This is a genomic window from Bacteroidota bacterium (assembly GCA_019637975.1).
Taxonomy (GTDB): Bacteria; Bacteroidota; Ignavibacteria; order UBA10030; family UBA6906; genus CAADGV01.
Window position 1 is genome coordinate 67,983 of the sequence record JAHBUR010000010.1, and the last position, 12,454, is coordinate 80,436.

Below are 12,454 nucleotides of genomic sequence, written 5' to 3' on the forward strand. Positions count from 1 at the left end.
GGCTATTTTTCGGAATCAATGATCTTCTGGGATTGTCGCTCAACATAATAATCAATCCCGATCGCTATCGCCTTCCTCAACGGCAACGTCAACAGGATAATGACGAACCACGCCAGCAAAACGCCAATCTGTCCCAACAAGATATCCGGCACATCAATCAGCAGCATACCAACGACAACAACTCCGGTGAGTCCTGCCGTTGTCATGTAAATGAAAAACCATCCCTCCTCCTCCCTGCGCTGGAACAAGCAACCACATTGCGTGCAGCGTTCCCGCAGGACGTTCCATCTCACATAGAGATTGCCTTCGCCGCATTGCGGGCATCGCAAGCGTATTGCGTAGCGGAGAATTGAACTGAGAAAGGGTGACATTAACGAAAGAGAGTCTGTTGAACGCGCGTTGGGTCAGGCATACCCCGTCCCACTGATGAACCTGCGCAACTTACCCTGTTTCACTTTCAAAGGCAAGCTCCATTCACCGATTCGGCGCCGCCGTTCGCCTAAATCACTCTAACATCTACAGCGGCTCATCGTATATTGGTGCAGAAGCACAAACACAAAGGAGATTTTCATGGATATGACAATGCATCGTTGGGCAAACGGGAGGAACATCATCGGTGCCGCATTGATTCTGCTCGGCGCCATCATTCTGCTCATGAACATCGGAATACTGGATCGCTTTCCCATATGGAAATTCTGGCCGGTGATTTTGATGGTCATAGGCATCAACAAATTCTTCGAGCCGTACAAACGGGCTGAAGGTTTCTGGCTTCTCGGTCTGGGACTGTGGCTTCAGTGGTCTGTGCTGCGACTCTATGATTACGGATTCAGCGATACGTGGCCTGTCGTGCTGATACTGTTCGGCGTGTACCAAGTCTGGGAAGCGTTTGAACGTGATGCACGAAAAAAGCAGCGGCTTGAACAAGCAAACACGATTTCTGTACATTGAACTATCATTCGAGGATTGTTATGGAAGAGAAAACCGGATTTCGCATTTCACCCCAGATTGTTTTGGGACTCATTATCGTGGCCGTCGGCGTGTTGTTCACGCTCGACAATCTTGACGTTCTCTACGCACGTGACTATCTGCGCTATTGGCCTGCACTCCTTGTCGTGTACGGCGTTGTCAAGATGTTGAACCCTGAGCGCCACGGCGGCAGATTTTGGGGACTCGTACTGACATTTGTCGGGGCAGCCCTTCTGATTGACAAGTTGTACATTCTCGAATTCCGGCTCTGGGACTTCTGGCCGTTGCTTTTGGTTGCGCTGGGTGCTATGATGATACTGAGAACGAAACAGGCGCCGTTCCGCTCCCCGATAAACCGGTGGGACACAAAGGATGTTGACAGCGACGCCATTGTCAACGCCTCTGCATTTCTCGGAGGGTCGCGCAGGAACATCCATACAAAGGATTTCCAGGGCGGCGAACTGACCGCAGTCATGGGTGGCTGCGATATTGATTTGCGCAATGCCGCCATTGCCAAAAGTCCGGCAGTGTTCAATGTGTTCGCCTTTTGGGGCGGTATCGAAATCAAAGTCCCGCAAAGCTGGGAAGTCTCGTTCGAAGGAACGCCCATCCTCGGCGGGTTCGACGACAAAACGTTTCACCAAAGCGGCGAACCGCAACAGCGTCTTGTTATCCGCGGCACTATTGTGATGGGCGGAGTGGAAGTGAGAAACTGATTGGAGATTGGGGATTACGGATTACAAATCGATATCCGTAATCTGCAGTCTGTAATCTGTAATCCGAAATCTGTCAACACACTATGCATCCCATATTTGCCGACAAACAACGACTCGCGCTGTACATGGCAGCCTGGCTGGTTATCGCCGGGCTGCTGTGTGTATTGATGGTGATGATGAACGCCCTTCAGTGGAGTGAAGCCGTCGCTCTACTTCTTCCGATGTCGTTCATCTACGCGTTCATGTGTCTTGCCTCCCTGTACGTCTGCAAAGCGTTTCCGCTTCAACAAACACCGTTTCTCAAAACTCTTTCGGTGGTCGTTGCTGCGTCGTTTCTCAGCTCGGGCCTCTGGCTTCTGGTCGGCAAAGGCGTTGCAACGATTCTGTCACGATTCGACCTTTTCGCAGGACTCACCGTTAAATTCGACAGCGGCATTCCGCTTCTCTTCGGCATCGGAATGTTGTTGTTCGTGCTTGCAACCGTTGTTCACTATCTGCTTCTTGCGTTCGATTCGGCGAGGGCGGCGGAACGCAAAGCGCTTGAACTTCAAGTGCTTGCGCGTGAAGCGGAATTGAAAGCGCTGCGTTCGCAGATTCAACCGCATTTCCTGTTTAACAGTCTGAACTCCATCAGTGCTCTCACAGCCTCGGATGCCGCCGCAGCGAGGGCGATGTCCATTCAACTGGCGGATTTCTTTCGCACGACACTGAAGTTGGGACAACAACAGTTCATTCCGTTAGTCGAGGAATTCAACTTGGCGGAAGGGTTCTTGTCTATCGAACGGGTACGGTTCGGATCACGATTGATGTTCGAGAAACGTCTTGCAGAGGGATGCGAAAACATCCCTGTTCCTTCCCTCATTCTCCAACCTATTGTCGAAAATGCCGTGAACCATGGTATCGCGCATCTCGTTGAAGGAGGGACGGTTACGCTTTCTTCCGAGAGAAACGAATCACTTCTCCGGCTTCGTGTCGGCAATCCGTGCGACCCCGGCCGGCCCCGAAGCAAAAGCACCGGTGTCGGACTTGAGAATATCAGGCGACGACTTCGTACACTCTACGGTGACGAGGCGCGACTCGCAATCACAAATGGGACACACGAGTACTCCGTGGAATTGACTCTGCCGGTTCACCACACGAGCAATACATAACAATCTTTCACCTCCAAGACTGATGACATCGGAAGTACTGAAAGCAATTATTGTAGATGACGAGCAACTTGCGCGACAGATTGTCCGTGAGTTCCTTTCCCATCATCCCGAAATCGAAATCGTTGCCGAGTGTCCAAACGGATTCGAGGCCGTGAAGGCGATTACGGAACTCAAGCCCGACATTCTCTTCCTCGACATCCAAATGCCGAAGCTGAGCGGGTTTGAGGTTCTTGAATTGATTGATCACGATGTCACCGTTATTTTCACCACGGCCTACGATGAATTCGCTTTGAAGGCGTTTGAAGTCCATGCCGCCGACTATTTGCTCAAGCCCTTCAGTCGTGAGCGGTTCGATGAGGCATTGGAGCAAACGAAGAAACGGATTCCTGACTCAACACGCCTCGATGCCATCGCCGAAGAATCAGCTTCGCGAACAAAGCCGCTGGAACGCATCCTCGTGCGTGACGGTGCAAAGGTGCATATCATTCCCATCGAAAGCATTGACTACATCGAAGCACAAGATGATTATGTTTCGATCAAAACAGAGGGCAAGAGTATTCTGAAACAGGCGCGCTTATCGGCGCTTGAGCAACAATTGGATGAGAAGAAGTTCATCCGCATTCACCGCTCATACATCCTCAACATCGAGCGCCTTGCCAAAATCGAGCCGTATGCCAAAGATAGCCGTGTTGCGATTCTCGCGGACGGAACGCGACTACAGGTCAGCAGAGCGGGGTATGCACGATTGAAAATTCATCTCTAGGAATCTGGTTTCCTTCGAATTCTTCAATTCATCAACAATCATCTACTATCTCATGAAGACTTATATCTTGTACGCAGTTATTGCGGGATTGGCATGGGGCATTGGCGGCTATTTTGAAAAATCCGGTCTGCGCGAGCTCGGACTGCCGCCGATTGCGGGAATATTTCTGCGAACTGCAGTTGCGGTTATATTGCTGGGACTCATCTCGATTCCAGCCTGGAAAGCATACACGCCATCGTCAAGTGTGAACGGATGGCTGATGATTATTATTGGTGGAGGGATTGTCGCAGGAAGTCTGGGCATGTGGAGTTTCTACGCGTCGCTTGCGACTTCGGAGAATCTCGGCGTGACGCTTGCAGTAGCCTTCGCGCTTTCACCGATTGCCGGAACAGTAATAGGACTGGTGAAGGGAACACAAGAGATTGACATCAAGACGGGATTGGGATTGCTGGCCATCGTGGGAGGCATCATCTTGATACAGCTTGCCCACCGGAGTCCGGAAAAGATCAACTAAGGAGAAGCCCCGGTTTTGTGGCCGGGGCTTCTGACATCTCCCTTACACTCTAATCAACTCTTCCTGAATCTCGCCCGTCACTTCCGGCACACCATCGTGACGGATGAACATGTTGACTTCTGTACGGCACGCCATATTCTCGTGCGGCAAATAGATGCCGGGTTCAATCGAGAAGCAGCAACCGGGCATGAGTTGCCGCTCGTCTTTTGTTTCAAGATTATCAATATTCCCGCCGTTGCCGTGCACTTCCTCGCCAATGGAATGCCCCGTCCGATGCACGAAGTATTTTCCGTACCCGGCCTTCTTCACGACGTTACGGCATGCGTCGTCAACTTCCCATCCGCCGCAAGCTTTCCCCTTCGCAAAGCGATCTTTGACAAGCGCGATAGCCGCATTGCGCGCTGCTTTGACTGTGTTGAAAATTTCCTGGTACTTCTTCGATGGCTCGCTGCCGATGTACCCGCACCACGTCACGTCATAATAAATCGAACCCGGCTTGTCCAACTTCGCCCACAAATCAATCAGTACAGTGTCGCCTTGTTTGAACGGCCGTGCATTTTCGGGAGTCGACTCGAAATGCGGGTCGGCGGGATGTTCATTCGTTCCTACAATCGGCGGATCGACAGTGACAAGTCCGTTTTCCTTGAACCGCCGCATGATGAATTGCTGGAGTTGGTATTCCGTCAATCCGTTGTTCGTTGCAATCGCATTGCGAATCTGGTCATACGCTTCCGCACGAACCTTGTCAACAATAACACCCGCCTCTTTGTGCATCCGATATCCTTCTTCACTGATTGTCGCCTCAAACATCTGCACAAGGTCGGCAGATGACACGACTTTGTGCTTGAAACTCTTCACCAGCTCGATAATCCCCGCATCCACCATGGAGACGGCGGGAATATGATTGAGAGGAGAGTATTGCATGGCGATCTTCTTCGGCGAGCCGAGCATTTTCTTCAGCGATGAATGCAACTGCTTCCACGGAAGGAAGATTTCCTTTTTCCCGGGCAACGAGTCGAGCTTACGGGGCTCAACACTGTGAACGAGCTTGCGCGGTTCACCCTTCGCCGGAATGTAATAGAACCAGCGGCGGGTCGTCATTTTCGTGATGTCGAGGCCGAGGACTCGGTAGGCGAGATGATCACGATTGTGGAAGTCACACAGCAGCCAGCCGTCAATCTTGCGTTCGCGCAGGGCTTGTTGAATTGCGGTGATGTTCATAATTCTTCCTTGATTGAATTGAGAATGGTCAGGTTTGTTTTGACGAAGCAGCGTCTTGATTTCTGTAGTTGTCTTCATGATAACGGCAATGCCCGCCAGTTAACTCAGCACATCCTTCTTGACAAAAATATACCAAGTAACCGCATAAAAGCCAATGATGAAACCACCGAGAACGCCGCCATGCTGCGCTATCGTTTGCCAGGGAATCGGATCCTCAAAGGCCATCTGCCAGATGTTGAAATATGTGGTGAACAGGTACGGTTTGATCGATTCAAAGAACTCGATCTGGATATTGGAAAGAATGAAGAAGACGATAATCACCGTCATCGTCCCGACAATCGGGCCGATGGCATTCTCCACCAACGACGAAAACAAATATGCGAGCGAAGCAACACACCACATGCTCCACGTCGCGAGTCCGAAAGCAATCAACATTCGCAGCGGTAACTGGGTCTGCGGAAGAATAGTCAGCACCTTGCCGGCAACAAGCAAATCACCGCCACCAAACAGATACAACCCGAGGCTAAGGCTTACCACCGCGAGAAAGAGGACAAGCGAAAATGCATAGAACAGTGTTGCAACATACTTCATGAGGAGAATCTTCGTGCGCGATGCGGGACGAATCAGCATCAGGCGAAACGTACCGCCTGTTGCCTCGCCTGCAAGCTGGTCGCCGGCAACAAGAGCAATGAGGAACGGAACATGTACCCACAAGCTATTCATGATGAAATAGGTGACGAAGTATCCGTTAAAGAGATTTCCGACAAAGAAAAAATCCTGCGACAAGTCACGCGTCATCCGCCTGACCATGCCGCCCCCTTCAAGCTTTAACGCAATCTCAACCAACGGAACGAGCACGGCAATGGCGATGAACCCGATATAGGTCCGCCACTTGAGATATGTTTTGAGAAGCTCGTTGCGAAGTATCGTGTTCACGTTTCCACTACGGTTCGTCGGATGGATGGTCTGTGATCGAAAGAAAATATTCTTCCAGCGAGCGCCGCGGGATCAACGCCCGTACGTGAACGCCTTCCGTAACCAGCATGGCATTCAACTCACTGATGTGTTCGGACGGGACTGTCACATCAAGTCCTTCGTTGCGGACGAGAACATCTTGAACATCCGGGTGCCGCCTCAGTACCGCAAGCGCTTTCTCTTGCGGATGGGCATCAACCCTGACCACGCTTCTGCCGTTGTTCAACAGTTCCCCGACTTTTCCCTGCACAACGAGTTTGCCGCGGTTGATGATTGCCATTGAGGTTGCCGTTTGTTCAATTTCGTTGAGAAGATGGGAAGAGAGGAATATGGTGATGGCGCGTTCTGTTGAGAGGCGCCGAATGAGCTCGCGCACCTCCTTGATTCCTTGTGGATCGAGTCCTGTTGTCGGCTCATCAAGGATGATGAACTCCGGTGAACCGAGCAGAGCCTGCGCTATGCCGAGACGCTGCCGCATACCATGCGAAAAAGTCTTCACCCTTTCATCGGCACGTTCACGCAACCCGACAAGCTCCAACACCTCATCGATTTCCTTTGCCGAACAACCGCCGCGCAATCCTGCTACAATCTGCAAATTTCTTCTTGCCGTCAGATACAGATAAAAATCCGACGCTTCGACCAATCCCCCAACATGCGACAATATCTCATTGCGATGGTACCGCAGCCGTTTTTCAAAGAGAAAAACTTCCCCCGCGGTGGGCCGCACAAGCGAGAGCAACATGCGAATGGTTGTGCTTTTGCCGGCGCCATTCGGTCCGAGAAAACCGAATACGTCTCCCCGTCGTACCTCCAGGTTGAGGTTGTGTACAGCCCACCGATTCTTGTATCGTTTGCTCAAGTTATGTGTTTGCAACACAATTGCTTCATGCATTACGGCAACGTCACAATTCTTGATTCTCCTGAGTGATTTGACTATACTAACACTGCAATTCTTGGCATGTTACTCCTCGTTGAGAACAGCCATCACGCCCTAATCAACCGCAAATCCTGCGATGCAACCGAAAAAACGAAAGCCTGCCAAACGTACTTCTGCCCCAAAAAAGAACGACCGGCATGTGCTGATTGAATTGGTGCAGAGCAACACCCTCTTTTCCAATGTAAGCAAACGTACTCTTGAACGAATCATCTCCAAACTTGTTACGCAGCATCACAAGAACGGTGAGACGATATTTGACGAAAGCACCAAAGGCCGTGATCTGTACCTGATTTTGACGGGCAAAGTCCACATCAAAAAATATACAAAATACGGAACGGAATCACTTTTAGCAGTTCTTCATGAACGGGACTTCTTCGGCGAGTTGTCTCTCATCGGGGGCTTTCCCCGGTCTGCGCGGGCGGAAGCCGTCGGCGATTGTACGATCATCTGCCTCGGATACGATCACTATCAGGCATTGCTGAAAGAAAGCAGAACGTTTGCGCAAAATCTCTTGCAGCATCTTGCTCTCCGGCTCCGGACAATCGACCAGATGTTCGTGTCCGAGCTTGAGCGGAATGTTGCATCGTACCAGGCACAATTGGACAAGCTGCAACTTCTGATCGAGGCAAGCAAAACCCTCAACTCAACGCTTGACAGCGACGAGCTTCTCGATGTAATTCTCACGGCAGCAACCACAAGTTTACGGGCGGATCGCGGCACGCTGTATTTGATCGACCCCGTTACACACGAACTCTGGTCAAAAGTCGTAAAGGGAGAAGGGGTGGTTGAGATTCGGCTGTCGATGGGCAAAGGCCTTGCAGGGTATGTTGCGAAAACTGGTCAAACAGTCAACATTGTTGATGCGTACAAAGACCCGCGTTTCAATCCGGAGATTGACAAGAAAAGCGGTTACAGAACGCATAACGTGCTGTGCATGCCGTTGCGCAACAAAGATGGCACGATTGTCGGCGTGTTCCAATTACTGAACAAACGAGGCGGCCCGTTCACCAAGGAGGATGTCGATTTCATCGATGCATTGTCGGTGCATGCATCGATAGCCATTCAAAACGCCCAAATGATCAGAGATCTCGTTCAGAGCGAACGCCTCTCGGCGATCGGCAGAATGGCAAGTACGATTATTCATGACATCAAGAACCCGATGGCAACCATGCGCATCTACGCGCAGGTTATTAAAAGCAAAACCCAGGACAGTGAAGCCGCCGAGATCGCCGATCTGATGATGAAGCAGGTTGACCGGTTTGTGACTATGACTCAGGAAGTGTTGGACTTTTCACGCGGGGTAAGCGAATTGCATGTGGAGCCGGTTGAACTGAAGGACGTTCTTCCGGCAATCCTCACGTTTGTTGATCACGATCTTGCTAAACGCGGAATTACATTTGTGAAGAACTTCGACTACACGGGCACTGTTTTGATGGACGCCGAGAAGATCATGCGGGTATTCCAGAACATTGCCGGCAATGCCGCCGATGCCATGCCCGAAGGTGGCACGCTGACGCTGACGATCAAGCCAAAAGGCGACAGGCTTTCGTTCGAGTTCAGCGATACCGGGCAGGGGATGCCCGAAGAGATACGCGCGAGAGTATTCGAACCATTCTTCACGCGGGGGAAAAAGCATGGTACCGGACTCGGCATGGCAATAGTCAAGAAAATCGTGGATGACCACAAAGGCTCCATCGAACTTGACTCCGAGACCGGACGCGGCACAACCGTTCGTATCCTGCTTCCGCTCGAATGCCCGTAAACGTTGTGGTTCCACCCGAAAAACCGTATCTTAATTCTGCTTTTTTGGGCACGTGGCGAAATTGGCAGACGCGCTAGACTTAGGATCTAGTGGGGTAACCCGTGGGGGTTCAAGTCCCTCCGTGCCCACGTGGCGTCTGTGAACGATGAGTTTTGAGAAAAAAATGAAAAGGGATTAGCGAGTTGGAAGTAACGATCAATAGCGTTTCCGATGTTCAGCGTGAAGCCGAATTCCTCATGACGCACGAGGAACTTCAGCCGCATTTTGAGCGTGCGTACAAGAAATATGCACCGAAAGTGGAACTCAAAGGGTTCCGCAAAGGTAAGGTGCCGATGGAGATGATCAAGAAACTCTACGGCGAAGCAATCGAGCAGGATGCGCTTGACGATATCGCCAATGAGTCGTTCCGATCGGCAATGATCGAACGCAACGTTGAACCCTTGGGCCGCCCGTCGTTGACCGATATGGATTTCAAACGCGGCGGACATTTCAAATTCACCATCAAATACGAAGTCAAACCAACCATCGAATTGAAGAAATACAAGGGCATTGCCGTCGAGAAGCCCGTACACCATGTAACGGATGAGGAGGTTGAATCCGAGATCGAACGTCTCCGCCGCATCAACGCCTCAATGTTGGGGGTAACAATCGTACGCGATGAAGGCGACCACGTTATCACTGCCGATGTTCAGGAACTTGCCGAGGACGGAATGCCGTTGGTAGGCAAGAAGACGAAAGATGCCCGTTTTTCCCTTTCGGATGAGACGCTTGTCAAGGAAATCAAGGAAGTCCTCGCCAAAGCCGAAGTCGGGGGTGAATACCGGGTTCGCTTCGAACAGCAGCACGGTGACCATGCGCATTCTCATTTCATTGCGATTTCCGTAAAGAAGATTGAGAAAGTTGAACTGCCCGATTTCGACGATGCATTTGTTCAGAAGGTCACGCAGGAGAACATTGCAACAAAGGAGGAGTTCCTTGCAAATGTTCGAACCGATATTCAGTCCTACTGGGCGGAACAGTCGGAGCGAAGAGTCGCCGATACAATCATTGATGAAATCGTCAAAGCTCACGAGGTTGTTGTACCGGGATCGCTTATTGAACTCTATCTCGATTCATTTATCGAGGATATGAAGGGTCGATCACGTGACAGCAAATTGCCTGCCGGATTTGACGAGGCGAAATTCAGGAATGAAAACCGCCAGTACGCAACATATCAGGCAAAATGGGGCTTGCTGCGGGAGGCGATTATCGAACAGGAGAAAATCGCTGCAACGGACGATGAGATCGAACAATACGCCGCTGACGAGGCTGTACGACTTGGTATCAAGAAAGAGCAGGTGGTGAATTATTTCAAAAGTTCCAATGTCGGTGCGGAACGGGTTATCGGACAAAAGCTGATGAAGCTGTTGCGCGACAACGCAAAGATCACGGAACAAGTGATTGAAGAAACACGTTAAACCGGTTTACGTATCTTTACCCGAATAGAAAGGATCAGGGGATGAGTTTCAGCACACAGAGTCAATTGGTGCCGATGGTTGTGGAGCAAACGGGACGCGGCGAGCGGGCGTACGATATTTTCTCGCGCCTTCTCAAGGAGCGTATCGTGTTCATCGGAACGCCGATTGACGACACGGTCGCCAGCCTCGCCATTGCGCAACTGCTGTTTCTGGAATCAGAGGATCCGGACAAGGATATAAATCTCTACATCAACAGTCCGGGAGGAAGCGTATCATCCGGTCTGGCAATTTACGATACGATCCAGTACATTCGTCCCGACGTTGCAACGATCTGCATCGGCATGGCCGCAAGCATGGGCGCTGTGTTGCTGGCGGGCGGAACAAAAGGAAAGCGTGCAGCATTGCCGAATTCCCGCATCATGATTCACCAGCCGTGGGGGGGCGTACAGGGCACGGCATCCGACATCAGCATTCAGGCTGAAGAAATTCTCAAAACGAAAAAGCGTCTGAACCAGATTCTCTCGCATCACACAGGTCAACCCCTCGAATCCATCGAGCGCGATACTGATCGTGACCGCTATCTCGCAGCCGAGGAAGCAAAGAACTACGGACTGATTGATACTGTCTATTTCAAAAAAGAGAAAGAGAAAAAGTGAATCAGCGTACACGAGGCAACGAGAAGATCCATTGCTCGTTCTGCGGGAGAAGTCCCGAAGAAGTGCAGAGCATCATCGCCGGGCCGGATGTCTACATCTGCGATATCTGCGTATCAAGCTCCGTGGATATTATCCGCAACAATCTTGCGGCGTTCACGGCTCGCAAGGGAATGAAAGGCGCGCTTACGCCATCACAAATCAAAACCGCCCTCGATGAGTATGTTATCGGACAAGAGCAGGCGAAGAAGAGTCTTGCGGTTGCGGTGTACAATCACTACAAGCGCATCGACGAGAAAGATCGCCTGTTCGATATTGATGATGTGGAGATCGAAAAATCGAATATTCTTCTCATCGGGCCGACAGGAACCGGCAAGACACTGCTGGCAAAAACACTTGCCAGGATTCTTGATTTACCGTTTGCAATCGCCGATGCCACAACATTGACGGAAGCGGGTTATGTAGGCGACGATGTCGAGACGATTCTGGTCCATCTTCTCCAGAATGCCGAATACAACGTGGAGAAGGCGGAACGCGGCATCATTTACATTGACGAAATCGACAAGATCGCCCGCAAAAGCGACAGCGCTTCCATTACCCGCGACGTTTCCGGCGAAGGTGTGCAACAAGCGCTGCTCAAGATTCTGGAAGGAACTGTTGCCGGCGTGCCGCCGAAGGGCGGCAGAAAGCACCCTGAACAGAGTCTCATCAACATCAACACACGGAATATTCTGTTCATCTGCGGCGGCGCATTCGAGGGGCTCGACAAAATCATCGCCCGCCGCGTGAACAAGAACCCGATGGGATTCGGCGCCGACATCAAAGGGAAACACGACTCGAACGGTACGGATATGCTGCAACTGGTGCAGCCTGAGGATTTGATGAAATTCGGGCTCATCCCGGAATTCATCGGTCGCATGCCGCTGATTGCCTCATTGCATGCACTGGGCGAAGAAGCGCTGCGTAACATCCTCACCGAACCGAAGAATGCGCTTGTCAAACAGTACAAGAAGTTGTTCCGTATGGAAGGTGTCGAGTTGCATTTCGAAGACTCGGCAATCAGGATGGTTGTGCAGAAGGCCATCGAGCGCGGCACAGGAGCCCGGGCGCTCCGTTCCATCATAGAAGAAGTGATGCTCGAGATCATGTACACCTTGCCCGAACGCGAAAACGTCGCGACCTGCACGATAACAAAGGATGTCATTCTCAAGAAGAAAGACCCTCTCTACACGTTCGAAGAGAGAAAACAATCTGCATAGACACTCAGGGGGTTCTTGAAAAACAACAAAGGCGAGCTTTTCACGGCTCGCCTTTCTGTCTTATGAGAGTGCCTGCCGTT

13 protein-coding genes and 1 tRNA gene are annotated in these 12,454 nt (G+C 51.2%); 10 read left to right on the top strand and 4 right to left on the bottom strand.

What is annotated here, in order from left to right; genetic code table 11:
* Positions 1–2: 2 nt before the first annotated feature.
* Positions 3–371 carry a hypothetical protein gene (locus KF749_07325; GenBank protein MBX2990964.1) on the bottom strand — a complete coding sequence of 123 codons (369 nt, stop codon included), beginning with the start codon at positions 369–371 and terminating at the stop codon, positions 3–5.
* A gap of 199 nt (positions 372–570) precedes the next feature.
* On the opposite strand from KF749_07325, the gene KF749_07330 reads away from it, so the two are divergent.
* From KF749_07330 to KF749_07350, 5 genes are all read left to right on the top strand, one after another.
* Positions 571–948: a hypothetical protein gene (locus KF749_07330; GenBank protein MBX2990965.1), complete on the top strand. Its 378-nt coding sequence runs from the start codon at positions 571–573 to the stop codon at positions 946–948.
* A 20-nt stretch (positions 949–968) separates the two neighbouring features.
* Positions 969–1,682: a hypothetical protein gene (locus tag KF749_07335; GenBank protein ID MBX2990966.1), complete on the top strand. Its 714-nt coding sequence runs from the start codon at positions 969–971 to the stop codon at positions 1,680–1,682.
* Between the two features lie 83 nt (positions 1,683–1,765).
* Positions 1,766–2,833 (top strand): histidine kinase, encoded by a 1,068-nt coding sequence (locus KF749_07340; protein MBX2990967.1) that lies wholly within the window; start codon positions 1,766–1,768, stop codon positions 2,831–2,833.
* Positions 2,834–2,870: 37 nt separating this feature from the next.
* Positions 2,871–3,596: a LytTR family transcriptional regulator DNA-binding domain-containing protein gene (locus tag KF749_07345; protein MBX2990968.1), complete on the top strand. Its 726-nt coding sequence runs from the start codon at positions 2,871–2,873 to the stop codon at positions 3,594–3,596.
* Between the two features lie 52 nt (positions 3,597–3,648).
* Entirely contained in the window at positions 3,649–4,110 is a 462-nt protein-coding gene (locus KF749_07350) for an EamA family transporter (GenBank protein ID MBX2990969.1), read from the top strand.
* 42 nt (positions 4,111–4,152) lie between these two features.
* On the opposite strand, the gene KF749_07355 is transcribed toward KF749_07350, so the two are convergent.
* From KF749_07355 to KF749_07365, 3 genes are all read right to left on the bottom strand, one after another.
* On the bottom strand, positions 4,153–5,331 hold the full coding sequence (locus tag KF749_07355) for an aminopeptidase P family protein (protein ID MBX2990970.1): 1,179 nt from the start codon (positions 5,329–5,331) through the stop codon (positions 4,153–4,155).
* A 99-nt stretch (positions 5,332–5,430) separates the two neighbouring features.
* The gene (locus KF749_07360) at positions 5,431–6,267 is read right to left on the bottom strand and encodes an ABC transporter permease subunit (protein ID MBX2990971.1); all 837 of its coding nucleotides are present in this window, start codon (positions 6,265–6,267) and stop codon (positions 5,431–5,433) included.
* A 7-nt stretch (positions 6,268–6,274) separates the two neighbouring features.
* Complete coding sequence (locus tag KF749_07365; protein MBX2990972.1) at positions 6,275–7,198, bottom strand: ABC transporter ATP-binding protein; 924 nt, start codon at positions 7,196–7,198, stop codon at positions 6,275–6,277.
* A gap of 121 nt (positions 7,199–7,319) precedes the next feature.
* On the opposite strand from KF749_07365, the gene KF749_07370 reads away from it, so the two are divergent.
* The 5 genes from KF749_07370 (at position 7,320) to clpX (ending at position 12,374) form a co-directional block, all read left to right on the top strand.
* Positions 7,320–9,005 carry a GAF domain-containing protein gene (locus KF749_07370; GenBank protein ID MBX2990973.1) on the top strand — a complete coding sequence of 562 codons (1,686 nt, stop codon included), beginning with the start codon at positions 7,320–7,322 and terminating at the stop codon, positions 9,003–9,005.
* A 46-nt stretch (positions 9,006–9,051) separates the two neighbouring features.
* Positions 9,052–9,133 (top strand) — tRNA-Leu (locus tag KF749_07375).
* Positions 9,134–9,187: 54 nt separating this feature from the next.
* The gene (gene tig / locus KF749_07380) at positions 9,188–10,462 is read left to right on the top strand and encodes a trigger factor (protein MBX2990974.1); all 1,275 of its coding nucleotides are present in this window, start codon (positions 9,188–9,190) and stop codon (positions 10,460–10,462) included.
* A 41-nt stretch (positions 10,463–10,503) separates the two neighbouring features.
* The gene (clpP, locus tag KF749_07385) at positions 10,504–11,118 is read left to right on the top strand and encodes an ATP-dependent Clp endopeptidase proteolytic subunit ClpP (protein MBX2990975.1); all 615 of its coding nucleotides are present in this window, start codon (positions 10,504–10,506) and stop codon (positions 11,116–11,118) included.
* A complete protein-coding gene (clpX, locus tag KF749_07390; protein ID MBX2990976.1) occupies positions 11,115–12,374 on the top strand; it encodes an ATP-dependent Clp protease ATP-binding subunit ClpX in 1,260 nt (419 codons plus the stop codon). Before clpP ends, clpX begins: the two co-directional genes overlap by 4 nt.
* Positions 12,375–12,454: the final 80 nt, after the last annotated feature.